At 73.9% G+C, this 25,591-nt stretch carries 22 protein-coding genes; 16 read left to right on the top strand and 6 right to left on the bottom strand.

Annotation, left to right across the window (positions count from 1 at the left end):
• Window positions 1-22: 22 nt before the first annotated feature.
• Genes AB0H28_RS27090 through AB0H28_RS27080 form a run of 3 tightly spaced genes read right to left on the bottom strand, consistent with a single transcriptional unit; the run spans window position 23 to window position 2,374 of the window.
• A complete protein-coding gene (locus AB0H28_RS27090; RefSeq protein WP_358045974.1) occupies window positions 23-1,507 on the bottom strand; it encodes a PH domain-containing protein in 1,485 nt (494 codons plus the stop codon).
• A gap of 59 nt (window positions 1,508-1,566) precedes the next feature.
• A complete protein-coding gene (locus AB0H28_RS27085; RefSeq protein WP_358045909.1) occupies window positions 1,567-2,094 on the bottom strand; it encodes a PH domain-containing protein in 528 nt (175 codons plus the stop codon).
• Between the two features lie 52 nt (window positions 2,095-2,146).
• The gene (locus tag AB0H28_RS27080; protein WP_358045906.1) at window positions 2,147-2,374 is read right to left on the bottom strand and encodes a hypothetical protein; all 228 of its coding nucleotides are present in this window, start codon (window positions 2,372-2,374) and stop codon (window positions 2,147-2,149) included.
• Between the two features lie 242 nt (window positions 2,375-2,616).
• Between AB0H28_RS27080 and AB0H28_RS27075 the strand changes: the two genes are divergently transcribed.
• From AB0H28_RS27075 to AB0H28_RS27045, 7 genes are all read left to right on the top strand, one after another.
• Window positions 2,617-3,717: a MoxR family ATPase gene (locus AB0H28_RS27075; RefSeq protein ID WP_358045903.1), complete on the top strand. Its 1,101-nt coding sequence runs from the start codon at window positions 2,617-2,619 to the stop codon at window positions 3,715-3,717.
• Entirely contained in the window at window positions 3,696-4,655 is a 960-nt protein-coding gene (locus AB0H28_RS27070) for a DUF58 domain-containing protein (RefSeq protein WP_358045900.1), read from the top strand. The genes AB0H28_RS27075 and AB0H28_RS27070 overlap by 22 nt, the downstream gene beginning before the upstream one ends.
• Window positions 4,652-5,602: a VWA domain-containing protein gene (locus AB0H28_RS27065; RefSeq protein ID WP_358045897.1), complete on the top strand. Its 951-nt coding sequence runs from the start codon at window positions 4,652-4,654 to the stop codon at window positions 5,600-5,602. The genes AB0H28_RS27070 and AB0H28_RS27065 overlap by 4 nt, the downstream gene beginning before the upstream one ends.
• Before the next feature lie 557 nt (window positions 5,603-6,159).
• Window positions 6,160-6,864: a beta-ketoacyl-ACP reductase gene (locus AB0H28_RS27060; RefSeq protein WP_358045894.1), complete on the top strand. Its 705-nt coding sequence runs from the start codon at window positions 6,160-6,162 to the stop codon at window positions 6,862-6,864.
• 22 nt (window positions 6,865-6,886) lie between these two features.
• Entirely contained in the window at window positions 6,887-7,654 is a 768-nt protein-coding gene (fabI, locus tag AB0H28_RS27055; protein ID WP_358045891.1) for an enoyl-ACP reductase FabI, read from the top strand.
• Between the two features lie 133 nt (window positions 7,655-7,787).
• Window positions 7,788-8,819: a ferrochelatase gene (locus AB0H28_RS27050; RefSeq protein WP_358045888.1), complete on the top strand. Its 1,032-nt coding sequence runs from the start codon at window positions 7,788-7,790 to the stop codon at window positions 8,817-8,819.
• Window positions 8,768-9,634: an HAD-IIA family hydrolase gene (locus AB0H28_RS27045; protein ID WP_358045970.1), complete on the top strand. Its 867-nt coding sequence runs from the start codon at window positions 8,768-8,770 to the stop codon at window positions 9,632-9,634. Before AB0H28_RS27050 ends, AB0H28_RS27045 begins: the two co-directional genes overlap by 52 nt.
• Window positions 9,635-9,643: 9 nt before the next feature.
• On the opposite strand, the gene AB0H28_RS27040 is transcribed toward AB0H28_RS27045, so the two are convergent.
• A complete protein-coding gene (locus AB0H28_RS27040; protein WP_358045886.1) occupies window positions 9,644-10,438 on the bottom strand; it encodes a hypothetical protein in 795 nt (264 codons plus the stop codon).
• Window positions 10,439-10,600: 162 nt separating this feature from the next.
• On the opposite strand from AB0H28_RS27040, the gene AB0H28_RS27035 reads away from it, so the two are divergent.
• The gene (locus tag AB0H28_RS27035; protein WP_358045884.1) at window positions 10,601-11,410 is read left to right on the top strand and encodes a DUF3097 domain-containing protein; all 810 of its coding nucleotides are present in this window, start codon (window positions 10,601-10,603) and stop codon (window positions 11,408-11,410) included.
• Window positions 11,411-11,422: 12 nt separating this feature from the next.
• Here AB0H28_RS27035 and AB0H28_RS27030 read toward each other — a convergent pair whose 3' ends face one another.
• Window positions 11,423-12,736, bottom strand: coding sequence for a serine hydrolase domain-containing protein (locus AB0H28_RS27030; RefSeq protein ID WP_358045881.1), 1,314 nt, complete (start codon window positions 12,734-12,736; stop codon window positions 11,423-11,425).
• An 88-nt stretch (window positions 12,737-12,824) separates the two neighbouring features.
• Between AB0H28_RS27030 and AB0H28_RS27025 the strand changes: the two genes are divergently transcribed.
• From AB0H28_RS27025 to AB0H28_RS26995, 7 genes are all read left to right on the top strand, one after another.
• Window positions 12,825-13,298 carry an NfeD family protein gene (locus AB0H28_RS27025; protein ID WP_358045878.1) on the top strand — a complete coding sequence of 158 codons (474 nt, stop codon included), beginning with the start codon at window positions 12,825-12,827 and terminating at the stop codon, window positions 13,296-13,298.
• 4 nt (window positions 13,299-13,302) lie between these two features.
• Window positions 13,303-14,409 carry an SPFH domain-containing protein gene (locus AB0H28_RS27020; RefSeq protein ID WP_358045875.1) on the top strand — a complete coding sequence of 369 codons (1,107 nt, stop codon included), beginning with the start codon at window positions 13,303-13,305 and terminating at the stop codon, window positions 14,407-14,409.
• A 129-nt stretch (window positions 14,410-14,538) separates the two neighbouring features.
• Entirely contained in the window at window positions 14,539-15,342 is an 804-nt protein-coding gene (locus AB0H28_RS27015) for a hypothetical protein (protein ID WP_358045872.1), read from the top strand.
• 99 nt (window positions 15,343-15,441) lie between these two features.
• A complete protein-coding gene (locus AB0H28_RS27010) occupies window positions 15,442-17,649 on the top strand; it encodes a transglycosylase domain-containing protein (RefSeq protein ID WP_358045869.1) in 2,208 nt (735 codons plus the stop codon).
• A gap of 206 nt (window positions 17,650-17,855) precedes the next feature.
• Window positions 17,856-18,668: an RNA methyltransferase gene (locus AB0H28_RS27005; RefSeq protein WP_358045866.1), complete on the top strand. Its 813-nt coding sequence runs from the start codon at window positions 17,856-17,858 to the stop codon at window positions 18,666-18,668.
• A 27-nt stretch (window positions 18,669-18,695) separates the two neighbouring features.
• Complete coding sequence (gene argG / locus AB0H28_RS27000) at window positions 18,696-20,147, top strand: argininosuccinate synthase (RefSeq protein WP_358045863.1); 1,452 nt, start codon at window positions 18,696-18,698, stop codon at window positions 20,145-20,147.
• 52 nt (window positions 20,148-20,199) lie between these two features.
• Complete coding sequence (locus AB0H28_RS26995) at window positions 20,200-21,999, top strand: PucR family transcriptional regulator (RefSeq protein WP_358045861.1); 1,800 nt, start codon at window positions 20,200-20,202, stop codon at window positions 21,997-21,999.
• A 124-nt stretch (window positions 22,000-22,123) separates the two neighbouring features.
• On the opposite strand, the gene AB0H28_RS26990 is transcribed toward AB0H28_RS26995, so the two are convergent.
• Window positions 22,124-23,473, bottom strand: coding sequence for a hypothetical protein (locus AB0H28_RS26990; protein WP_358045858.1), 1,350 nt, complete (start codon window positions 23,471-23,473; stop codon window positions 22,124-22,126).
• 87 nt (window positions 23,474-23,560) lie between these two features.
• Here AB0H28_RS26990 and murD point away from each other — a divergent pair, with 87 nt between their 5' ends.
• Complete coding sequence (gene murD, locus AB0H28_RS26985) at window positions 23,561-24,907, top strand: UDP-N-acetylmuramoyl-L-alanine--D-glutamate ligase (RefSeq protein ID WP_358045855.1); 1,347 nt, start codon at window positions 23,561-23,563, stop codon at window positions 24,905-24,907.
• The last annotated feature ends 684 nt before the right edge of the window (window positions 24,908-25,591 follow it).

The following is a 25,591-nucleotide window of genomic DNA, read 5'->3' as shown; positions in this document are numbered from 1 at the left end:
AGAAGGGGCCCCTCCTTACCCCTCAGCGGTGCGGGTCGGCCCGCCGCGCGGCCCGCGCCCGGGCGGTCAGCTCCGCGGCCAGTTCCCACGCGTCGTGCAGGTCGCGGTCGACCGCCGCCGCGCCGGCGCCACCGGCGGTGTCCGCGTGCACGGTGGCCAGCCGCAGCCGCCGCTGCGCCGGCCCCTGGGTGACCCGCACGCTCTGGATCCGGGCGTACGGCACCAGCGTCAACCGGCGGGTGAGCAACCCGGAGCGGGCCACGAAGACCCGCTCGTCGAGGCCGGCGCCGACCACCCTCCGGCTCAGCGGGCGCAGCCAGCGGGCCCGTGCCGGCGGCGGGGTGCCGGGCAGCGCGTCCAGCCGTACGCCCGGCAGCACCTCCGTCACCACCCGCCCACCGGTGCCGGCGTCGCCGACCGGCAGCAGCCGGTCCGGGCGGTTCCGGTCGTCCGGCTCGCCCGCCGAGTAGCCGGCCACCTCCAGCCGCAGCCGCAGCCAGCCCTTCACCCGCCACAGCAGCGGCCAGGTCACCCCGACCGTCTGCACCCGGTGCAGCGGCACCGTCTGCACCCGCGTCTCCAGCAGCCCGTTGTGCACCCGCAGCGTGTCACCGTCGGCGTCGAGCCGGAAGCTCCAGTCGTCGAGCACCCGGCGGATCGGTTGCAGCACCACCCCGAACATCGCGGTGAGCGTGCTGGCCACCGCGACGAACGACCACGAGCCCTCGGACAGGAACTGCGCCACCACGAAGGCCACGCCGAACGGCAGCAGGAACGCCTGCGGCGTGAGCAGTTGGCTGACCAGCAGATCCTGGTTGCGGACGGCGTGCAGCCGACGCCCGGTCGGGGCGGGCTGGGCCGGCACACCGGCGGCGGCTACGGGCGCGGGCCCCGGCGCGCGCCCGGCCACGGCGAGCAGCCGCTGCCGCAGCGCGGCGGCCTCGGCCACCCCGAGGTACGCCAGCGGCGCCTCGGTCTTGCCCCCGCCGACCACCTCCAGCCGCAGCTCGGCCAGGCCGGTGAGCTGAGCCAACAGCGGCCGGACCACCTCCACCGCCTGCAACCGCTCCAGCGGAATGGCCCGGGTCCGCCGCCACAGCAGCCCCTCGTGCACCCGCAACTCGCGCCCCACCACGTGGTAGCCGGTGTTCCACCAACTGACCACCGACAGCACCGTGGCGCCGAGCACGAAGACCGCGACCAGCACGGCGAACCAGCCGAAGCCGACCCGGTTCAGCGTCGACCAGGAGAGACCGGCGATCACCACGACAAGCGACTTCGCGCCGTGCAGCGCGGGGCTCAGCGGGTGCAGCCGCTGCCGCGGCTCCTCCCCGTCCGGCGGCCCCCACGGCACGGGCCCCCACGCCCCCGGGTGCGGCGGCTGCGGCCCGGGTGCGGGTGGGACCCGGCCGGCCGGCGGGCCGGAGTCCGGCGCCGGTGCCTGGCCGGGCGGTGGGCCCGGTGGACCGTGGCCCGGCGCCGGGGGCCACGGCTGCCCGTTCGTCACCGGCCCCGGACCGCCCGGCGGTCCCGGCTGCTCCTCCGGCGGCGGCGTGCCGAAGGGGTTCACAGGCCCTCCGCCCGGTCCTCGCCCAGCGCGGTGAGCCGGTCGCGCAGCCGGGACGCCTCGGCCGGGCGCAGGCCGGGCACCCGGGCGTCGCTGGCCGCCGCGGCCGTGTGCAGTTGCACGGTGGCCAGGTCGAAGGCGCGCTCCAGCGGACCGGCGCTCACGTCCACGAACTGCATCCGCGAGTACGGGACGATGGAGAGCCGCCGCACCAGCAGGCCGTGGCGCACCAGCAGGTCGTCGTCGCGCTCGGCGTACCCCCAGGCGCGGACCGCGCGCACGATGGTGATCGTCCGCCAGGCGGCCAGCAGCAGCGCCACGCCGACGGCGGCGCCGAGCAGCCAGTGCCCGGACAACGCCCAGGCCGCGCCCAGCACCACCAGCGCCACGGCGAGACCGATGCCGAGCCGGATCAACTCCACCCAGATCAGGTCGCGGGAGATCGGCTGCCAGCGGACCGTCTCCGGCCAGGGTTCCAGCGGGCCGGGTGGGGCGGTCGGCCGGCCGGCCGGGTCGTCACCGTTCACCGGGTGGAACCGCCGCGTCCGCCGGCGGCGCGGGGCCTGATCGTCTGCTCGCTCACGATTCGAGCGTAGGCGATCCGGGCAGCGGCACCACCTCGCGCAGGAAGCCGCGCGCGTCGAGGAAGTCACCCAGGGACGTGCGGTGCGCCGGGCAGGCGAGCCACGTCTTGCGCCGGTCCGGCGCGTGCAGTCGGGGGTTGTGCCAGCGCAACTGGAACGTCGCGGGGGCGCGACATCCCCGCGCCGAGCAGGTCAGGGTTTCGTCCGGGCCGGGAGTCGTCACCGGGGCCAGTCTAGGGCCGCGCACCGGGGAGTTTTAGCGCCGGGCGGCCACGGGGGGAGCCGCCCGGCGACGGGGTGAATCGTACACGCGCCGGACCCCCAGTTGTCCACCCGTGTTCAGCGTTTTCCGTGGACCGGCCACGGCACGGCGAAAATCGCGCCTCTCCCGCCTCCGGCTCTCAGCAAGGCATGACAGTCTTGACACGCACCACACCGCGACGACGACCCAGCTGTGGAGGACCGGTGGCCCAGCCGACCACGCCCGACGTGCCGAACCCGACCGAGGCGCCGCCGGACGCGCCGCCGGCGGCCACCACCCCGGCGCAGGACGCTACGCTGCTGGAACGGGCGCTGTTCGAGATCAAACGGGTGATCGTCGGGCAGGACCGGATGGTCGAGCGGATGTTCGTCGCGCTGCTGGCCCGGGGTCACTGCCTGCTGGAGGGTGTGCCCGGCGTCGCCAAGACGCTCGCCGTGGAGACGCTCGCCCAGGTCGTCGGCGGTTCCTTCGCCCGGGTCCAGTTCACCCCGGATCTGGTGCCCGCCGACATCATGGGCACCCGGATCTACCGGCAGTCCAGCGAGAAGTTCGACGTCGAGCTGGGCCCGGTGTTCGTCAACTTCCTGCTCGCCGACGAGATCAACCGGGCGCCGGCCAAGGTGCAGTCGGCGCTGCTGGAGGTGATGAGCGAGCGGCAGGTCTCCATCGGCGGCGAGTCGCACCGGGTGCCGGACCCGTTCCTGGTGATGGCCACCCAGAACCCGATCGAGCAGGAGGGGGTCTACCCGCTGCCCGAGGCGCAGCGTGACCGGTTCCTGATGAAGATCGTGGTGGGCTATCCGACCGACGCCGAGGAACGCGAGATCGTCTACCGGATGGGCGTCGCGCCGCCCGCACCGGCCCAGGTGTTCGACACCCCCGACCTGACCGCCCTCCAGCGCAGGGCCGACCAGGTCTTCGTGCACAACGCGCTGGTCGACTACGCGGTCCGGCTGGTGCTCGCCACCCGCGCCCCCGCCGAGCACGGCATGCCCGACGTGGCTCAGCTCATCCAGTACGGCGCGAGCCCGCGCGCCTCGCTCGGCCTGGTCCGCGCCACCCGCGCGCTGGCGCTGCTGCGCGGCCGGGACTACGCGCTGCCGCAGGACGTGCAGGACATCGCGCCGGACATCCTGCGCCACCGGCTGGTGCTCAGCTACGACGCGCTCGCCGACGACGTGCCGGCCGACCACATCGTGCACCGGGTGATGTCGACCATCCCGCTGCCCGCCGTCGCACCCCGCCAGCAGGCCGCGCCACCGCCGGCCGTCGGACCCAACGGGTGGCCCGGGCAGCGGCCGTGACCCCGCGCACCCGGGTGCCGGCGACCGGGGACCGTTCGGGCGCCGTGCTGGCGCGGCTCCAGCTGATGGTCACCCGCAAGCTCGACGGGCTGCTCCAGGGCGACTACGCCGGCCTGCTGCCCGGCCCGGGCAGCGAGGCGGGGGAGTCCCGGGAATACCGCCCCGGCGACGACGTGCGCCGGATGGACTGGCCGGTGACCGCCCGCACCACCATGCCGCACGTGCGGCGGACGGTGGCCGACCGCGAGCTGGAGACGTGGCTGGCGGTCGACCTGTCGGCCAGCCTGGACTTCGGCACCGGGCGGTGGCTCAAGCGGGAGGTGGTGGTGGCCGCGGTGGCCGCGCTGGCCCACCTCACCGTGCGCGGCGGCAACCGGATCGGCGCGGTGGTCGGCACCGGCGCGACCGCCGGCGGGCCGGGGACGCTGCTGCGGCTGCCCGCCCGGTCCGGCCGCAAGGAGGCGCAGGGGCTGCTGCGGGCCGTCGCCGACACCGAGATCCGGCCCGGCCGCAGCGACCTGGGCGCGCTTGTCGACATGCTGAACCGCCCGCCGCGCCGGCGTGGCGTGGCGGTGGTGATCTCCGACTTCCTCGCGCCGCCGCAGCAGTGGGGCCGGCCGCTGCGTAAGCTGCGGGTCCGGCACGACGTGCTGGCCGTCGAGGTGGTCGACCCGCGTGAACTGGAACTGCCCGACGTGGGGGTGCTGCCGGTGGTCGACCCGGAGAGCGGCGAACTGCACGAGGTGCAGACCGCCGACCCGGGGCTGCGCCGCCGGTACGCCGAGGCCGCGGCGGCCCAGCGCGCGGCGATCGCCGCCGAGTTGCGCGCCGCCGGCGCGGCCCACCTGCGCCTGCGTACCGACCGAGACTGGCTGCTGGACATGGTGCGTTTCGTCGCCGCGCAGCGGCACGCCCGTACCCGAGGGACGACCCGATGATCCGTTTTCTGCAACCGTGGTGGCTGCTGGCCGTGCTGCCGGTGCTCGCCCTCGCCGCCGCGTACGTCTGGCGGCAGCTGCACCGCCGGCAGTACGCGCTGCGGTTCACCAACGTCGACCTGCTGCGCACGGTCGCGCCCACGGGGCTCGGCTGGCGCCGGCACGCGGCGGCGACCGCGTTCCTGCTCTGCCTGCTGGTGCTGGCGACCGGGCTGGCTCGGCCGGCGATCGACACCCGGGAGCCGCTGGAGCGGGCCACCGTGATGCTCGCCATCGACGTGTCACTGTCCATGCAGGCCGACGACGTGTCGCCGAACCGGCTGGAAGCGGCGCAGGAGGCGGCCAAGCAGTTCGTCGGCGAGCTGCCGGAGAGCTACAACCTGGGGCTGGTCTCGTTCGCCAAGTCGGCGAACGTGCTGGTGTCGCCGACCAAGGACCGGGGGGCGGTGACCACCGCCATCGACGGGCTGGTGCTGGCCGAGGCGACCGCCACCGGTGAGGCGGTGTTCACCTGCCTGGAGGCGATCCGCTCGGTGCCGGCCGATGGCGCCGCCGGCATCCCGCCGGCCCGGATCGTGCTGCTGTCCGACGGCTACCGCACGTCGGGCCGGTCGGTGGAGGAGGCGGCCGCCGCGGCGCAGGCGGCGAACGTGCCGGTGTCCACCATCGCGTTCGGCACCGACTCGGGCCAGGTGGACATCGGCGGCCAGCTCCAGCGGGTGCCGGTCGACCGCACCGCGTTGTCCCAGCTCGCGGAGGCCACCCAGGGCTTCTTCTACGAGGCCGCCTCGGTGACCGAGCTGAAGCAGGTCTATCAGGACATGGGCAGCTCGATCGGCTACCGCACGGAACCGCGCGAGATCACCCACTGGTACGCGGGCATCGCGCTGCTCCTGGCGCTCTGCGCCGGGGGGCTGAGTCTGCTGTGGACGTCCCGCCTGATCTGAGCCGGGCCGGCCGGCGGTGGGTCAGTGGCCCCCGCCGGCCAGGACGAACAGGACCGCCACCCAGACGGCGGCGAGGGTGAAGCCCAGTGGTGCGGCGTAACGGCTCATGGTTGTGCTCCGTGGCGACGGTCGGCCCGCTGACGCGGGCCGCGAGGGGGACCGGGAAGGACGCACACGAAGTCGTGACCGGGTGCTCCGCCGCGCGGCAGGGCCGCCCCCGGCGATGCCGGCCGGGGAGTGGATGCGGTGCGGAGGGCGGGAAGCGGGTCAGCCGCGTCGACCGAGCCGTGGCTCAGCGGGGCTGACGGAGGGCCCGGCCACGACTGGGAGGATCGCTATCTCGCACAGCGATCACCTCCTGGGGTCGGCGGGGCCCGGACCGCGGGCGCACGACGGCCCGCGGACAGCGATTAGCGTACACCGGGAGCGTTCGTGTCGCGCGTCCGGGCGGGCAGCCGGCGCGGGCCCGCCGGTGAGCTGGGCGGGTTAGCGCTTACCTGCCGGTAACCCCTAGGCTCCGACCGACCGAGAGATCAGACCGAGCGTCAGGGGGAACCGTGGCCCGTACCGTGCTGGTGACCGGCGGCAACCGGGGGATCGGTCTGGCCATCGCGCAGGCCTTCGCCAAGCAGGGTGACCGGGTGGCGGTGACCCACCGCGGCGGCGAAGCCCCCGAGGGCTTGTTCGGGGTGCGGTGCGACGTGACCGACGCCGAGTCGGTGGACGCGGCGTTCGCCGCCGTGGAGGCCGAGCTGGGGCCGGTCGAGGTGCTGGTCGCCAACGCCGGCATCACCGACGACACGCTGATCATGCGGATGTCCGACGAGCAGTTCACCCGGGTCGTCGACACCAACCTGGCCGGCTCGTTCCGGGTCGCCAAGCGCGCCTCGACGAAGATGCTCCGGGCGAAGTGGGGCCGGATGATCTTCATCTCCTCGGTGGTCGGCCTCTACGGCGGCCCGGGGCAGGTCAACTACGCCGCGAGCAAGGCCGGCCTGGTCGGCGTGGCCCGCTCGATCACGCGCGAGCTGGGTGGCCGCAACATCACCGCGAACGTGGTGGCGCCCGGCTTCATCGCCACCGACATGACCGCGGCGCTGCCCGAGGAGCGCCGCACTGAATACCGCAAGGCCATCCCGGCCGGCCGGTTCGCCGAGCCGGAGGAGGTGGCCGGCGTGGTCACCTGGCTCGCCTCGGACGCGGCGGGCTACATCTCCGGCGCCGTCATCCCGGTCGACGGCGGCCTCGGCATGGGCCACTGAGAGAGCACGGAGGAACTGCGCAATGTCCGGACTCCTGGCCGGTAAGCGGCTGCTTGTCACCGGTGTCATCACCGAGGCCTCGATCGCGTTCTCCGTGGCGAAGCTCGCCCAGGAGAACGGCGCCCGGGTCGTGCTCACCGGCTACGGCCGCCTCTCCCTGGTGGAGCGGATCGCCAAGCGGCTGCCCGAGCCGGCGCCGGTGATCGAGCTGGACGTCATGAACGACGAGCAGCTCGCCGGCCTGGCCGACCGGGTGCGTGAGCACGTCGACGGCCTGGACGGGGTGGTGCACTCGATCGGCTTCGCCCCGCAGAGCTGCCTCGGCGGCGGCTTCCTCGACGCGCCCTGGGCGGACGTGGCGACCGCGCTGCAGGTCTCCACGTTCTCCTACAAGTCGCTGGCCATGGCGGCGCTGCCGCTGATGTCCCCGGGCGGCGCCGTGGTGGGCCTCACGTTCGACGCCACCAAGGCCTGGCCGGTCTACGACTGGATGGGCGTGGCGAAGGCCGGGCTGGAGTCCGCCTCCCGCTATCTGGCGCTGCACCTGGGCAAGCAGGGCGTGCGCAGCAACCTGGTCGCCGCGGGCCCGCTGCGCACCATCGCGGCCAAGTCCATCCCCGGCTTCGACCAGTTCGAGGACGCCTGGACCGAGCGGGCGCCGCTGGGCTGGAACCTCACCGACTCCGAGCCGGCCGCGCGGGCCTGCCTGGCGCTGCTGTCCGACTGGTTCCCGGCCACCACCGGCGAGATCGTCCACGTCGACGGCGGCTACCACGCCATCGGCGCCTGAGGTGCAAGGAGGGGCCCCTTGTTAACGCATTCCGCATAACAAGGGGCCCCTCCTAACATTTCCCGCTCGGGCGTTACCGCCATGAGCCGGGGGCGTCGCGCGAACGTCACGGCGGGCGGGGAAGAATAGGGCCATGGCGTACGACGCGTTGGTGCTGGTCTCCTTCGGTGGCCCGGAACGGCCCGAGGACGTTCTTCCCTTCCTGCAGAACGTGACCCGGGGGCGCGGTGTGCCGCCGGAGCGGCTTGCCGAGGTCGCCGAGCACTACCTGCACTTCGGCGGCGTGTCGCCGATCAACCAGCAGTGCCGGGACCTGCTCGCGGCGATCCGGGCGGACTTCGCCGCCCACGGCGTCGACCTGCCGGTCTACTGGGGCAACCGCAACTGGGACCCGATGCTCGCCGACACCGTGGCACGGATGCGCGACGACGGGGTGACCCGGGCGTTGGCGTTCGTCACCAGCGCGTACGGCGGCTACTCGTCCTGCCGGCAATATCAGGAGGACATCGCCGCGGCCCGGGCCGCGGTCGGCCCGGACGCCCCGCTGATCGAGAAGCTGCGCCAGTTCTGGGACCACCCCGGTTTCGTCGAGCCGCACGCCGACGCGGTGCGTGCCGCGCTGGCCCAGCTCGACCCGGCGAAGCGGGACAGCACCCGGCTGGTGTTCACCGCCCACTCGATCCCGGTCTCGGCCGCCGCCACCGCCGGCCCGCACGGCGGGCGCTACACCGCCCAGCTCGCCGAGACCGCCCGCCTGGTGCACGCCGCAGCCGCGCCCGACCTGCCCTACGAGTTGGTGTGGCAGAGCCGGTCCGGCCCGCCGCAGGTGCCGTGGCTGGAGCCGGACATCAACGACCACCTGACCGGCCTGGCCGAGCAGGGGGTGACCGGGGTGGTGGTCAGCCCGATCGGCTTCGTCTCCGATCACCTGGAGGTGGTCTGGGACCTGGACACCGAGGCGCTCGAGACGGCGAAGCAGCTCGGCCTGGACTTCGTCCGCGCCGGCACCCCGGGCACCGATCCGCGTTTCGTGGCGATGGTCCGCGAGCTGGTGCGCGAGCGCACCGCGCCGGGCGGGCAGCAGGCGCGCCGCCGTCTCGGCGAGCTGCCGGCCTGGGACACCTGCCCGGCGGTGTGCTGCGTGCCCCCGGCCCGCCGGCCCTGAGCCCGACCGACCATCGACACCCTGGGGACGACACGATGCATGACCGCAAGCCGGTGCAGAGCTGGCTCACCGACATGGACGGCGTGCTGGTGCACGAGGGTCAGCCGGTCCCCGGCGCCCCGGAGTTCGTCAAGCGGCTGCGCGCCTCCGGCAAGCCGTTCCTGGTGCTGACGAACAACTCCATCTACACCCCGCGTGATCTCCAGGCCCGGCTGGCCCGGATGGGGCTGGACGTGCCGGAGGAGGCGATCTGGTCGTCCGCGCTGGCCACCGCCCAGTTCCTGGCCGACCAGCGGCCCGGCGGGACCGCGTACGTGATCGGCGAGGCCGGCCTCACCACGGCCCTGCACGCGGTGGGGTACGTGCTCAGCGACTTCGCCCCGGACTACGTGGTGCTGGGGGAGACCCGCACCTACAGCTTCGAGGCGATCACCAAGGCGATCCGGTTGATCGACGACGGTGCGAGGTTCATCTGCACCAATCCGGACGCGACCGGCCCGTCGGTCGAGGGCGCCCTGCCGGCGGCCGGCTCGGTGGCGGCGATGATCTCCAAGGCGACCGGGGTGGATCCCTACTTCGTCGGCAAGCCCAACCCGATGATGATGCGCTCCGCGTTGAACACCATCGACGCCCACTCGGAGTCCACCGCGATGATCGGCGACCGGATGGACACCGACATCCTGTGCGGGCTGGAGGCCGGGCTGGAGACGATCCTGGTGCTCACCGGCATCAGCAGCCGGGCCGAGGCGGAACGGTACCCGTACCGGCCGTCCCGGATCGTCGACTCGGTGGCCGACCTGATCGACGAGGTCTGAGCCGGCGGTCTAGAGCCGCAGCGGGGCGTTGCAGGCGGCCACCACCGCCTGCCGGCAGGCGGTGGTGAGCGGTCGCAGCGCCGCGTCCCGCTGCTGCGCCTCGTGGGTGTTCACGGCGCCGCCCGGGGCGCTCTCCCCGGCCAGGGCGAGCACCCGGTCGAGCACTGCCGCGCGGGCGAACAGCCGGCGGGACCGCGGGTCGAAGCCGGGTGGCAGGTCGGTGCCCCCGTCGGGGCGGCGCAGCGCGGCGAGCGCGCCGGCCAGCTCGGGTCGCCACTGGGCGACGTCCAGCCGGGTCAGCGCCGCGGTCGTCTCGGCCAGCGCGGCGGCCAGTTCGGCCTCGGCCTCCGCCGCGCCCGGCGTGATCAGGGACGCCCTCGGCGCGTCCGCGGGCAGCGGGTGGACCCGCCAGAGCACGGTCTCCCAGGTCATGCCCGAGCCGGAGGTGTGCGTGCGGACCTCGGGCACCAGCCCGAGGCCGCTGGCGACCACCGCCTCGCCGGCCAGCAGCGCGGCGCCGGCGAACGCGCCGGGGCCGGGCAGCCCGCGGGGGTCGCCGGGTGCGGGCAGCACCAGGCGGATCTCGTCCGGCGAGTGTTTGGCGAGGCTGGGCAACGCCTCCCGGAGGGACACGTCGGTCCAGGTGCCGGGGGCGTCCGCGACGAGGTGCTCCTCGTCGCCGGCGATGGCGTCGGCGACCTCGTCGAACGGCACGAGCCCGGCACGCCAGGCGCGCACCCAGGCGACGAACCGGCTCGACCGGCGCGGTGCCAGCGTGGCCGCGCCCGTTGCGGGGGAGGACATGCGGAAAGGGTACGTGGTGGCCGCCGTCGCTGTCTCGGCTGCCGCTCCGGTGGTGTGGCCTGCCCCCAACTACCCCCTTCGCACCGTTTCGTGCCGCCGGGCGGCGACCCGCCCGGCGCGTCGGCGGGCGACACGCCGGCTGAGGTGGTTAGCGTGATCGACATGGCAGGGCGATACGACGGCGACGTGCTGGCGGGTGACTGGCGGCGGCGGAAGGTGACCCCCGAGGTCGACGCCGAGCCCGACCTGGTGGTCGAGGACGCGGATTCCGGGTTCTGCGGCGCGGTGGTCGGGTTCGACTCCGGCGCGGTGGTGCTGGAGGACCGGCACGGGCGTCGGCGCAACTTCCCGCTGCTGCCCGCCGCGTTCCTGCTCGACGGCCGCCCGGTCACCCTGCGCCGGCCGGCCCGTGCCCCGGTGCCGGCGACCCGGCGGCGGACCGCCTCCGGCTCGATCGCGCTGGACGAGGTGCGGGCGCAGGTCGCCAGGGCCAGCCGGATCTGGGTGGAGGGCGTGCACGACGCCGCGCTGGTGGAGCGGATCTGGGGCGACGACCTGCGGATCGAGGGCGTGGTGGTGGAGCCGCTCGACGGCATCGACGAACTCGCCGACGAGGTGCGCGCGTTCGCCCCCGGGCCGGGCCGGCGGCTCGGCGTGCTCGTCGACCACCTCGTCCCCGGGTCGAAGGAGAGCCGGGTCGTGGCAGGGGTGACGTCGCCGCACGTGCTGGTCACCGGGCATCCCTACGTCGACGTGTGGCAGGCCGTAAGGCCGTCGGCGCTGGGCATCGCGGCGTGGCCGGTGGTGCCGCCCGGACGCCCCTGGAAGGAGGGCGTCTGCGCGGCGCTCGGGGTGGCCGAGCCGGCCGACATGTGGCGGCACATCCTGTCCCGGGTGGACAGTTTCGCCGACGTGGAGACGCCGTTGATCAACGCGATGGAGCGGTTGATCGATTTCGTCACCTCGCCCTAGTGGGTGCGGCGGTCAGGGGGCCTGGTCGGGCGTGCGGGTGAGGACGAAGGTGGCGATGTCGAGCGCGACGGCCGCGCCGGAGGCGTCGCGGACGACGGTCAGGATCTCGCCGTCCTGCGGGCCGGACCGGCCGCGCCAGCGGTCCGGTCCCTCCGGGGTGAAGCGGAGCAGCGGCCGGCCCACCTGCCCGCCGACCAGGTCGCCCGCGGCGTCGACGCGGAACTCGTACTCGCCACCCATCCACCACCAGCGGCCGGTCAGTTCGACCAGCTCGTCGGCGGGCGGGTCGGCCGGGCGCCATGGTGCGGGGGCGGCCGGCTCGGCGTCCAGCACCCGGGTGAGCACGTCGCGGGCCAGCCCGGAGACGTGGTGCCCGCCGCGCAGCCCGTACGAGTTGGCGAAGTCCACCACCGCGGTCCGGGTGGGGCGGTGCACGACCAGACCGGCGACGTAGCCGGGCATCGAGCCGCCGTGGCCCACGTACACCCGGTCGCCGACCCGGTAGAGCTCCACGCCGAGGCCGTGCCCGCCGGTCCACGAGTCCAGGTCGCTGATCGCCACCGGCACGCACATCTCGGTCAGCGTCGCCGGGTCGAGCAGTGCCGGGTCCGGGTCCGCGAGGAACGCCGCCCAGCGGGCCAGGTCCTCGACTGTCGACCAGAGCTGCCCGGCCGGCGCCATCGCCCCGGTCTCGGTCAGCGGCTCCGCCCGCAGCGTCTCGTGCCAGGGATGCACGACGAAGCCCCGGGCGTACGGCTCGCTCGGGCGGAAGGTGGTGCGGCGCATGCCGAGCGGCGTCAGCAGCCGGTCGGTCAGCAGCTCGATCCAGGGCGTGCCGGTGATCCGCTCCAGCGCGCCGCCGAGCAGTCCGTACGCGAGGTTGGAGTAGTGGTAGACGCGGTGCGGCGGGTGAGCGATCTTGTCCGGGGTGAGCCCGGCGAGCAGGGTGTCCAGGTCCATGCCCTCGGCGCGCTCCCACCACCCGCCGTCCGGCTCGCGTTGCAGCCCGCCGGCGTGCCCGAGCAGGTGGCGCAGGGTGAGCGCGCCGACCGGGGTGCCGGGCAGGTGCTTGTCCAGCGGGTCGTCGAGGGCGAGTCGTCCGGCGTCGCGCTGCTGCATCACCAGCACCGCGGTCATGGTCTTGGTGATCGAGCCGATCCGGTACTGCGTGTCGCCGTCCGGGCGGGGCTGCTCGCCGGCGAGCGCCAGGTGCGCCAGGTCGCCGTCGCGGACCACGCCGAGTGCGAGTGAGGGGCCGCGTCCCTCGGCCTGGGCACGGGCGACCAGCAGGTCCACCTGGCGTGCGGTCTGGGGCAGCAGAGCCATCTCGTCCTCCTCGTCGCCGTGCGGTGGACCGAGCCTAGCGATCATGACAGTTAGATGACACGTGACTCGACGTGTCACGATTGGTCACGTGGACGCCGTGTTCTGGATCGTTCTGGGTGTGGTTCTGGCGGTCGCCGAGATCTTCACGACGACGCTGTTCCTGATCATGTTCGGGGTCGGGGCGTTCGCCGCCGCCGGTGCGGCGGCGCTCGGCGCGCCGGTGGCGCTCCAGGCGGTGATCTTCGCGGTGGTCTCGGCGCTGTCCCTGGCGCTGGCCCGGCCGGTGATCCGCCGTAACGCCCGGTCGGCGCTGGAGACCGGTGACCAGCCGTTCGGCGTCGAGGCGATCGAGGGTGCCACCGCGGTGGTCCTGGAGCCGGTGGACGCCGAGGGCGGCCTGGTCAAGATCGATGGTGAGCTGTGGACGGCCCGGTCGTTCGACGCGACGCAGCGCTATCCGGCGGGCGAGCGGGTGCAGGTGATCAAGGTCCGGGGCGCGACCGCCCTGGTCTGGCAGGACGACATTTCCGCCCCGGGCGGGTTGCCCGAAGCGAGAGGGTGAACATATGGAGTTTGCAGCGATCCTGTTGATCGCCGTGGCGGTGATCGTCGTGGTGACCCTGGCCAAGGCGGTGCGGATCGTGCCGCAGCAGCGCCAGGACGTGGTGGAGCGGCTCGGTAAGTACAAGCGCACGCTGAACCCGGGTCTCAACCTGCTGGTGCCGTTCGTCGACGCGGTGCGCACCAAGGTCGACCTGCGCGAGCAGGTGGTCAGTTTCCCGCCCCAGCCGGTGATCACCTCCGACAACCTGGTCGTGTCGATCGACACGGTCCTCTACTTCAAGGTGGTCGACTCGGTCCGCGCCACCTACGAGATCTCCAACTTCCTCCAGGCGATCGAGCAGCTCACCGTCACGACCCTGCGGAACGTGATCGGCTCGCTGGACCTGGAGCGCGCCCTGACCAGCCGCGAGGAGATCAACAGGCACCTGTCCGGCGTGCTGGACGAGACCACCGGCCGCTGGGGCATCAAGGTGACCCGGGTGGAGATCAAGGCGATCGAGCCGCCGCCGAGCATCCGCGACTCGATGGAGAAGCAGATGCGCGCCGAGCGGGACCGCCGCGCCGCGATCCTCAACGCCGAGGGGCACAAGCAGTCGCAGATCCTCACCGCCGAGGGGGAGAAGCAGGCCGCGGTGCTGCGCGCCGACGGTGACCGGCAGGCCCGGATCCTCCAGGCCGAGGGCCAGGCCAAGGCCATCCGCACCGTCTTCGACGCGATCCACACCGCCAACCCGAGCCAGAAGGTGCTGGCCTACCAATACCTCCAGGCGCTGCCGCAGATCGCCAACGGCTCGGCCAACAAGGTGTGGATCGTCCCGACCGAGCTGACCAAGGCCCTGGAGGGCATGGGCGGCGCGCTGGGCGGCCTGGCCAACATGGCCGGCGACGCCCCGGCGCCGGGGGCCAGCCAGACCGCCGGCGAGGTCGAGCGGGAGGCCGCCGAGGCGGCCCAGGCCGCGGCTGTCGCGGCCCAGGAGATCCATGACGAGGTACGCGTGGCGGAGGCGCAGGCCACCGGCGGCAACACCGCGAAGGGGCTGCCGGCCCCGGAGCCGGTGGCCCCGGACACGCTGCTCACCGACCCGGCGGACCAGCGCGAGCGGAGCTGAGCGGCAAATCCGAGAATCGCTCATCCGGCGCCCCGGCGGCTGCCACCATCGGTCTGAGGGACGGGTGGTGACCAGGGCCGGGGCGCCGTTGCGCGTCCCGGGCCACCCGTGACGCGAGCGAGGTGGCGCATGACGGAACCGGCGAACCGGCTCTTCTCCCGTACCCCGGTCCCCGGCGCGCACGACCCCGGCGGACCGCTCGGCTCCCGGCGGACCGGGGGTGGGTTCGGGGTGCTGCCGTTCGTCTCCGAGCCGGGGCCCGGCGCGCCGGCCACGGACGCGAGCTGGGCCTGGTCGGTCCGCCGGTTCGCCCGGGCGGCGGTCTGGCTGCTGCCGGCCTACGCGGTCCTCTACGGCGTGGTGGCGATGGCCAGCGACGGCGGCGTCGGCAACGACCCCTACCCGGCCGACGGGCAGCCGCTCTACCTGGTCGGCTGGGTGGCGTCGGTCTGGCTCGGCCTGCTCGCCCTGCTCGCGCTCACCGGCCTGCTCGCGGCCACCCGCTGCCGCCGGATCGCGCTGGCCGGGTTGCTGGCCAGCATCGGCGGGATGGTGCTGATGCTGCCGTTCGCCGGGCTGGCCGAGCAGACGCCGGTGTTCGGCCTGACCGCGCGCGGCATCGTGCTGTTCGGGGCCACCTGCTACAGCGTGGGCTGGTTCCTCACCGGTTGGTCGGTCGCCCGGTCCGGGATGTTCTCCTACGGCGACGGGACGATGCTGATGATCGCCGCCCCGCTGCTCGGCCTGGGCGGCGCGCTGATCGGCTCGTTGCAGACCTTCGGCGCGATGTTCGTGCTGGTCGCCGGCATCGGCATCGGCTACCGCAGCGGTCGCCTGGTGCCCGAGACGATCGCCCGCGACGCGGCGGCGGCAAGCGTCGCCGCCGCACCCGCACCACCCGCGTCACCGGACGGCCCGCTTGCCGCCGGCTGACCGGTTCGCCCCGACCGGGGCTGGCCGCTTGCCGTGAGGTAACTGACAGTTGCCTGGCGGGGTGGCCGGTAGGTGGCTTTCGCGGCAATCCTGGAGTCCATGCCGTCTTCCCGGTCGCCGCTGTCGCGCCTGCTCACCGTGCTGCTCGCCGGCCTGCTCGCCGGGCTGGTCCTCGCGCTCGCCGCGCTGCCGACCGGCCTGCTCGGCGGGCTCGTCGCCAAGGCGAGCCTCGGGGCGTACGAGGAACTGCCCGACGCGCTGCGCACCCCCGTGCAGCCGCAGCGCTCCTACCTCTACGCCGACGACGGCAAGACGCTGATCACCACGTTCTACGACGTGAACCGCACCGACGTGCCGCTGGCCGAGATCGCGCCGGTGATGCGCCAGGCGATCGTCTCGGCCGAGGACCGGCGGTTCTACTCGCACGGCGGCGCGGACCTGCGGGGCATCGTCCGCGCCCTGGTGGCCAACGTGAAGGGCGGCGGCACCGAGCAGGGCGGCTCCACGCTGACCATGCAGTACGTCCGCAACGTGCTCAAGACCGACCCGACCCGCACCGCCGAGGAACGGCAGGCCGCCACCGAGCAGACCGTCGGGCGCAAGCTCCAGGAGATCCGGTACGCGAACGCGCTGGAGAAGTCCCTGTCCAAGGACGAGATCCTCAACCGCTACCTGAACATCGCCTACTTCGGCTCCGGCGCGTACGGAGTCGCCGCCGCCAGCCAGCGCTACTTCGGCAAGACGCCGGCCGACCTGACCCTCGGTGAGGCGGCGCTGCTCGCCGGCCTGGTCCAGTCGCCCGACGAGTACAGCCCGATCGACGGCGACAAGGACCAGGCGCTCGCCCGTCGCGGGTACGTGCTCGACTCGATGGCCGAGACCGGCGCGATCACCGCGCAGCAGGCCGCGGCGGCCAAGGCCGAGCCGCTGAAGCTGCACCCGACCGCCCAGCCCAACGGCTGCACCGCGACCGCGTCGGCCCGCGACGGCTGGGGCTTCTTCTGCGACTACCTGCGCCAGTGGTGGCTCACCCAGCCTGCCTTCGGTGACACCGCCGAGGAGCGCGAGCAGGCGCTGCGCCGCGGCGGCTACCGGGTGGTCACCACGCTGGATGCGAAGATCCAGCAGACCGCGCAGGCGCAGGCCACCAAGGTCTACGGGTACGACGACAAGCGCGCGCTGCCGATCGCGGCGGTCGAGCCCGGCACCGGCCGGGTGCTCGCCATGGCGGTCAACCGGCACTACAGCCTGGCCGACAACCCGGACGGGCAGGCCAACCACCCCAACACGGTGAACCCGCTGATCTCCGGCGGCGCCAGCGTCGACGGCTACCAGGCCGGCTCCACGTTCAAACTGTTCACCATGCTGGCCGCGCTGGAGGCGGGCAAGCCGCTCGCGACCGGCTTCGACGCGCCGGCCAAGCTGCCCACCCGCTACGCCTCCGACGCCGAGGGCAACTGCGACGGCAGGTGGTGCCCGGGCAACGCCAACCCGGAGTGGATGGACGGCTACCGGATGATGTGGGACGGCTTCGGTCGCTCCGTGAACACCTACTTCGTCTGGCTGGCCGAGCAGGTCGGCGAGGACAAGGTGGTCGAGATGGCGCAGCGGCTGGGCATCACGTTCCGGGCCGGCTCGGACGCCGCGTTCGCCCGCGACAACGCCGCGAACTGGGGCGCGTTCACGCTCGGCGTGGCCGCCACCACCCCGCTCGACCTGGCCAACGCCTACGCGACGGTGGCCGCCGACGGCACCTACTGCTCGCCGCTGCCGGTGGTGTCGGTGACCGCCCCGGACGGCGGCAAGATCGACGTGGGGCAGCCGAACTGCAAGAAGGTGCTGGCGCCCGACGTGGCCCGGGCGGCCACCGACGCGGCCCGCTGCCCGGTGGGTCAGCAGTCCGCGTACGGGCAGTGCAACGGTGGCACCGCCACCGGCGTCGACGCGATCGTCGACCGGCCGGTGGCCGGCAAGACGGGCAGCTCGGAGCGGAACGCCACCGAGACGTTCGTCGGGTTCACCCCGCAGGTGGCCGTCGCCGGCATCGCCGCCAACCCGGACGACTCGACCGACCTGGTCGGCTCCGCGGTGCAGTCCGAGGTGATCGACGCGGTGGCCCGGACCATCCGGACGGCGGTCGCCGGCAAGCCGGTGCGGGACTTCACCGCGCCCAGCCGCGAGCTGGCCGGCGACCCGCAGCGCCCGCGCCCCGAGCCGCGCCCGCAACCCCAGCAGCCCACCCCGCCCCGCGACGCCCCTCGCAACCTCCCCTCCGACCTCCTCCGCTGGCTCCAAGACCGAGGCTGACCCCCCACCCCCACCCCCACCCCCACCCCCTGTTTCACGGAAAGGGGGCCATCGGAGCGCGGATGGCCCCCCTTTCCGTGAAACAGGGGCCTACGGGTGGTCGTCTCCCCGCACGCTCGTTAGGGCCGACGACTGCGCTCGGTGCTGCTGCGCCACCAGCCGGCGTGACAGCACCGCGCCCAGCGTGGTGCGGCAGAATCCGTCAGGTGCCCGTCCACGAGATCACCGACCCTGACGACGACCGGATCGCCGACTACCGCGCGTTGACCGACGTGGAGCTGCGGACCCGGTGGGAGCCCCCGCACGGACTGTTCATCGCCGAGGGGGAGCTGGTGCTGCGGCGGGCGCTGCGGGCCGGCTACCCGGCCCGGTCCTATCTGGTCGAGGCCAAGCGGGCGGACCAGCTCGCCGACCTGGACACCGGTGACGCCCCGGTGTACGCCGCCAGCGCGGAGGTGCTCCGGCGGGCCACCGGCTTCCACGTGCACCGGGGTGTACTGGCCTCGTTCCACCGCCGGGCGCTGCCGTCGGCCGCCGAGGTGCTGGCCGCCGCCCGGCGGGTGGTGATCCTGGAGGATGTCAACAACCACACCAACCTGGGCGCGATCTTCCGGGCCGTGGCGGCGCTCGGGGTGGACGCCGTGCTGCTGTCGCCGACCTGCGCCGACCCGCTCTACCGGCGCAGTGTGCGGGTCAGCATGGGCGAGGTGTTCGCGGTGCCGTACGCGAAGCTGGAGCGCTGGCCGGTCGGCCTGGACGAGGTGCGGGCGGCGGGCTTCACGGTGCTCGCCCTGACGCCGGCGCCGGACGCGGTGCCGATCCAGCGGCTCACCGGCGACCAGCGGGCCCGGGCGGCGCTGCTGCTCGGCGCGGAGGGCGCCGGTCTCACCCGCGCGGCGATGGCGGCCAGCGACGTCCGGGTGGTGATCCCGATGCGCCGGGGCGTGGATTCGTTGAATGTCGCCGCCGCGACGGCGGTGGCCTGCTGGGAACTGGGCCGCGACGACGCGCTTGCATGATCATGCGCCTTGGTGCATAATCTTCCTGTGTCCAAGGTTCTCACCTCCCTGCCCATCGGCGAACGCGTCGGCATCGCCTTCTCCGGCGGCCTCGACACCTCGGTCGCGGTCGCCTGGATGCGCGACAAGGGCGCCGTGCCCTGCGCCTACACCGCCGACATCGGCCAGTACGACGAGCCCGACATCGCCTCCGTGCCGGGCCGCGCGCTCAGCTACGGCGCCGAGGTGGCCCGGCTGGTCGACTGCCGCGCCGCCCTGGTCGAGGAGGGCCTGGCGGCGCTGACCTGCGGCGCCTTCCACATCCGCTCGGGCGGGCGGGCCTACTTCAACACCACCCCGCTCGGCCGAGCCGTCACCGGCACCCTGCTGGTCCGCGCGATGATCGCCGACGACGTGCAGATCTGGGGCGACGGCTCGACGTTCAAGGGCAACGACATCGAGCGGTTCTACCGCTACGGCCTGCTGGCCAACCCGCAGCTCCGCATCTACAAGCCGTGGCTCGACACCGCCTTCGTCACCGAGTTGGGCGGGCGCAAGGAGATGTCCGAGTGGCTGCTCGACCGGGACCTGCCCTACCGGGACAGCACCGAGAAGGCATACTCCACCGACGCCAACATCTGGGGCGCCACCCACGAGGCCAAGACCCTCGAACACCTCGACACCGGCATCGAGACGGTCGAGCCGATCATGGGGGTCCGGTTCTGGGACCCGGCGGTGGAGATCCCCGCCGAGGACGTCACGATCGGCTTCGACCAGGGCCGGCCGGTCACGATCAACGGCAAGGAGTTCGGCAGCCCGGTCGACCTGGTGCTGGAGGCCAACGCCATCGGCGGCCGGCACGGCCTCGGCATGTCCGACCAGATCGAGAACCGGATCATCGAGGCCAAGAGCCGGGGCATCTACGAGGCCCCCGGCATGGCCCTGCTGCACGCCGCGTACGAGCGGCTGGTCAACGCCATCCACAACGAGGACACCCTGGCGAACTACCACACCGAGGGCCGCCGCCTCGGCCGGCTGATGTACGAGGGGCGCTGGCTCGACCCGCAGGCGCTGATGCTGCGCGAGTCGTTGCAGCGCTGGGTCGGCACCGCGGTCACCGGTGAGGTCACGCTGCGGCTGCGCCGGGGCGAGGACTACTCGATCCTGGACACCTGCGGCCCGGCGTTCAGCTACCACCCGGACAAGCTGTCCATGGAGCGCACCGAGGACTCGGCGTTCGGCCCGTCCGACCGGATCGGGCAGCTCACCATGCGCAACCTGGACATCGCCGACTCGCGGGCCAAGCTGGAACAGTACGCCTCGCTCGGCATGGTCGGCGGCACCGCCCCGCAGCGGATGGTGGGCGCCGCGCAGGCGGCCTCGACCGGCCTGATCGGCGCGATGCCCGAGGGCGGCGCCGAGGCCATCGCCTCCCGGGGCGTCCCGTCGGCGGAGGACGAGTGGCTCGACCGGGCCGCGATGGAGTTCGGCGTCGACTGAACCGGCCGTCCGCCGGGGCGGGCCCTCGGCATCGGTGGTGACTCAGGGTAGCGTGTCGCCCGTGTTCCCTACCGTGCGTGAGGTGCTCGCCCTGGTGCCGGTGCGTCACGGCGCGCCCCGCCTGGCCGCCGGCGAGACCGGGCTGGACCGCCCGGTGCGGTGGGTGCACGTGGCCGAGGTGCCCGACATCGCCACCCTGCTCCGCGGTGGTGAGCTGGTGCTCACCACCGGGATCGGATTGCCCGCGGACGACGCCGGGCTACGCGCGTTCATCGGCGACCTGGCCGACGTGGGCGTCTCCGGGCTGGTGGTCGAGCTGGGCCGCCGCTACGTCGGCGGCGTGCCACGGGTGATGGTCGCCGCCGCCGAACGCCGCGGCCTGCCGCTGGTCGAGCTGCGCCGGGCCACCCCGTTCGTCCGCGTCACCGAGGCGGTGCACGCGCTGATCGTGGACGCCCAGCTCACCGAGCTGCGGGCCACCGAGGAGATCCACCAGCGGTTCACCGAGTTGTCCGTGGAGGGCGCCGAGCCGGCCGAGGTGCTGCGGCAGGCCGCCGAGCTGGCCGGCTGCCCGGTGGTGTTGGAGAACCTGTCCCGGCAGGTGCTCGCGTACGACCCGGCGGGGGAGAGCGCGGAGCTGCTGCTGGACGGCTGGGAGCAGCATTCCCGGCGGATCCGGCCGGCCGGGCGTACCGCCTACGACCCGGACAGCGGCTGGCTGGTCACCACCGTCGGCGCGCGTGGGCAGGACTGGGGGCGGCTGCTGCTGCGCTGGCCGGTGACGGAGGCCACCCCGCCCACCCGGCTCACCATCCTGATCGAGCGGGCCGCCTCCACGCTGGCCCTGGGACGGCTGATCCGCCGCGACGCGGAGGGTCTGGAGCGCCAGATCCACCGCACCCTGCTGACCGCGCTGATCGACCACTCCCGCCCGGTCGACGAGGTGGCGCTGCGGGCCAGGGCGCTCGGCGTCACCCTGGACCGCCGGTACCTGGTCGGCGTGGTGGTCCGGCACCGCAACGACGACCCGGCCGGCGACGTCGGGCCGGACGCCGCCGACGAGCCTGCCGCGACCCGGCGCCGCGACCGGGACGCCGTCGACCCCGAGGCCGGTCCGGCCCGGCTGCGCGACCTCGCCGAGGCGGTCGGCCAGGCGGTGCGCGAGGCCAAGCTCACGGCGTTGACCAGCGCCGTCGACGACCACGCGGTGGGCGCGCTGCTGGCACTGCCCGACCCCGGCGCCGAGGAGAAGGCGCTCGCCGCGTTCGCCGCGGCGTTGCGCCGGGTACGCCTCGACGCCGCCCCGATCCGCCCGACCGCCCCACGCCCGCCTCGCCCCGCCGACGGGTCCGGCCGGGCCGGTTCGGTCGGCGGCGCGCGCCCGGTCGACGGGGCGGCCCGTCCGGCGGTCGTGGTCGCGGCCGGTTCCGGGGTGAGCAGCCTGCGGGAGGCGCGCCGGTCACTGGTCGAGGCACGGCAGATCGCCGAGGCGGCCCGGCGGGACCCGCGCGACCTGCCCTGCTTCCGGCTGCCGCACGTCGGGCTGGCCGGCCTGCTGCACCTGCTGCGCGACGAGCCCCGGCTGCAGACGTTCGTCGAGCGGGAACTGGGCGCGCTGCTGGCGTACGACGCGCAGCACCCGCGGGAGCAACTGCTCGGTACCCTGCGGGCCTATTTGGAGCAGGGGCGGAACAAGTCGGCGGCGGCGGTGGCCGCGCACCTGTCCCGGCCGGCCTTCTACGAGCGGCTGGCCCGCATCGGCCGCATCCTCGACGCCGACCTCGACTCCGTCGACCAGTGTCTCTCCCTGCACGTGGCGCTGCTGGCCCTGGACGCCGTCCGCACGCCCTGACGGGAGCCGGGTCCCGGCCGCCGCGACGGCTTGGCGCACGGGCCCTCGGTGGCTCGACCACTCTCCGTGACCGCACTGTTCCGCGTCGGAGACACGCCGACGCCGGAGCCCCGGGAGACCGCGGTCAGGTGAGCGCGGTGAGGGCCTTGGCGTACGGGGCGGGGACGAAGTTCGGGCCGGCGGGGGCGAAGACGTCGGAGGTGGACGCGGCCTGCCACGCGGCGTCCGGCAGCGCCCGCACCAGCGCGCGGACCACCGCGGCGTCGCGCCACTGCTCCTGCTGCGCGAGCAGGCTCAGCGCGACCACCGACTCCTCCACCTCGCCGACGCACTCGAACGGCTTGTGCCCGTCGATGCCGAGCAGCTCCCGGTAGCCGGGAAGCTGGGACCCGTCGGCCAGCAGGTCGCCACCGAAGATGCCGGTGAGCCGCTCGCGGGGCATGAACGGGGCCATGGCCAGGAAGACGAAGCGGCACTTCGGGCAGTCCCGGCACCACCGCTCGCTCGCGTCGTGCAGCTTGAACGCGGCGTTGCAGCTGGTCACCACCGCGTCGTAATGGTCGATCCCGGCGAACAGGCGGGCGATGTGCAGCTCGGACAGGGAGCGCAGGAGCGAGAAGTACGGCTCGGTGAGCCCGGCGTGCTCGGCCAGCGCCGCGCGCAGCAGCCCCTCCGCCTCGACGCCCTTGGACCACTGGTGGTTGATCTCGTGGCCCTGCCAGACGAGGTTCGGGTCGGACGCGGAGCGCTCGTTGGACATGACCACCGGACCGAGCCCGTGCAGCACGGCGGTGGCGACCGCGATCAGCGAGTTGATCGCGGTGACCGGGATGTGCCCGTTGCGCGCCCCGGCCGCGTTCAGCGCGAACAGCGCCGGGTCGAGCCGCCGCCGGGCGGCCAGCGGGACCAGGTCGGACGCCTCGTTGACCGAGACGATCACGTGGTTCGGGTTGACCGAGAAGGGCACCGGGTCGAACCCGGCGCGGCGCAGCGCCTCCAGCGTGACGATGGAGTCCTTGCCGCCGCCGACGGCCGACAGCGGTCGGCGGTCGGAGTTGTCCAGCGGGGCGGCCCGATCGACCGAGCCGACCGGCACCTCCGGCCGCAACGCCAGCACGTGCGGCAGCTCGTTGCGGTACGCGTACTCGGCGAGGCCCTTGGTGTAGACGGCGGTGACCAGCCCGACGGCGGCGGCGCCCAGCGGCGCGGGCAGCACCAGCCGGGGCGGCGCGGCGGCCTTGTAGTAGCTGACGCCGGCTACCACGTGCAGCAGCTCCAGCACTCGGGCCAGGGTGGCCGCGGTGGCGTCGGGGACCGGCTCCGCCGGCAGCGGCAGCGTGATCATTTCGGTGAACCGCTGCTCACCGTCGGGACCGGTCAGGGCGTAGTCGAACAGGACCTCGCCGGTGGCGAAGTCGATCGAGTAGGACGGGAAGGTGAAGGCGTCCATCCGCCGCAGATGCTCGTTGGGCACACGCCATACTAGGCCCTGGTTCGTCCACCCGTGTCCGGCTGGGCCGGACCCCTGCCCGCCGAGCACGACCGAGCCCGAGGAGAGCCCGTGCGCCTGTCTGATCTGCGCGGACGTCATGTCGCCGTCTGGGGCGCCGGCCGTGAGGGCCGGGCCGCGGTGATCGCGATCGCCGCGCACGGCCCGGCCGCACTGGTCGCCGTCGACGACAGCGCGAACTTCCTCAGCCTGCCCTGGGAGGGTCCGCTCGCCGCGGCGGCGCCGCTGGTCACCGGCGAGGAGGGCTTCGCGCGGTTGGCCGCCGCCGACGTGGTGGTCCGTTCACCGGGGGTGCCGAACACGCACCCGTGGATGGTGGAGCTGCGCCACCGCGGCGTCCCGGTCACTCAAGGCAGCGCGCTCTGGATGGCCGATCACGCGGAGCGCACCGTCGGGGTGACCGGCAGCAAGGGCAAGAGCACCACCGCCAGCCTGATCAGCCACCTGCTCACCGCCATGGACCGGCCGAACGTGTTCGGCGGCAACATCGGCGTGCCGCTGCTGGACCTGCCCGAGGCGGAGCTGTACGTGCTGGAGCTGTCCAGCTACCAGTGCGCCGACCTGTCCGACTCGCCCCGGGTGGCGGTGGTGACCGCGCTGTTCCCCGAGCACCTGGACGCGCACGGCGGCGAGCGGGAGTACTACCGGGACAAGCTCAATCTCGTCGCACACGGCCCGCACACGGTGGTGGTGAACGGGGCCGACCCGCGACTGGCCGTGGAGTTGGGCGACCGGGCCGTGGTGCGGGCCGGCTCGCCCGACGCCGTCCACGTGGCCGCCGGCCCGGACGGCGCGCCCTGGTTCCACAGCCGCGACACGCCGCTGTTCCCGCGTGCCGTGCTGCCGCTGGTCGGCCGGCACAACGAGGGCAACCTGTGCGTCGCGCTGGCCGTGCTGGACGCGCTGGGCGTGGACGTGGCGGCGCGGCGGGACACCCTGGCCGTGGCGGTCGCCGAGTTCCAGGGACTGGCCCACCGGCTCACCGAGATCCCCGACCCGTCCGGGCTCACCTTCGTCGACGACACGCTGGCCACCAGCCCGTACGCGGCCATGCACGCGATCGACGCGTACGAGGGGCGGCCGTTGACGGTGATCGTCGGCGGCACCGACCGGGGGCTCGACTACGCGCCGCTGCGCGCACACCTCGCCGAGCGGGAGATCACCGTGATCGGCATCCCGGACAGCGGCCCGCGCATCGTCGACGCGCTCGCCGGGCTGCCGGCGGTGCGCACCGAGCTGGCCGACGACCTGGTCGCCGCCGTCGGTTTGGCCCGCAAGCTCACGCCCGCCGGCGGCGTGGTTCTGCTGTCCCCGGCCGCGCCGAGCTACGGCCGGTTCCGCAACTTCGAGCACCGCTCCGAGGTGTTCGCGCAGGCGGTGGCCGACACGTCCCGCTGAGCGGTCGCCGCCGGGCGTCGAGCTGCCGTACGGGCTCCCAGCGTGACCGCCTCTTTCCGGTAATGCAGCCGATGGCCCGACCGATATTGATCAGGGTGAGGGTCTTGAACCTTCCCTCCGCCACGGGAACCAGTTCCTGCTGTCCTGGGTGCTCACCCCGGTGAGGGTCCGAACCGGATGCCCGCCCAGAGCCGAGTTCGCCCGCGACCATCGCCGTGTTGTCGGTGCTCGTGGTCCGCGTAGCAGTCCAGCGGCAGAACCAGGCCGGGTTGACCGCCGGGTGGCTGAAGTAGCCGTCCGCCCGGCTGCTCGTTCCGCAGGAATGACCGAATATGATTTTTGCGAACCCTGTTCGTCGCGGCGTGTCCGGCGCGCTCGCCCCTGACGATGGGCACAGCGCCTCGGTGTCATCACCTTCGCCGGCGCGCGAAGATGTCCGCTCAACGGCGTCCGGCGGGGTGGACGGGACAGCCCACGGGTGCCTTTGAAGCTGACATCGGAAACGACTCAACGGCACCGGCCGGCCGCGAGGCACGCTGAGTCGTTCCTGATATCAGCTCCAAAGGGAGCCCGACGGCTACCATCCGTCGGCGCGGGGCGCGGGGCGCGGGGCGCGGGGCGCGGGGCGCGGGGCGCGGGGCGCGGGGCGCGGGGCGCGGGGCGCGGGGCGCGGGGCGCGGGGCG

It is taken from the genome of Micromonospora sp. NPDC050980 (assembly GCF_040653835.1).
Lineage (GTDB): Bacteria > Actinomycetota > Actinomycetes > Mycobacteriales > Micromonosporaceae > Micromonospora.
The sequence above is the reverse complement of the archived record's forward strand: the minus strand, read 5'-3'. Positions and strand labels throughout refer to the sequence as shown.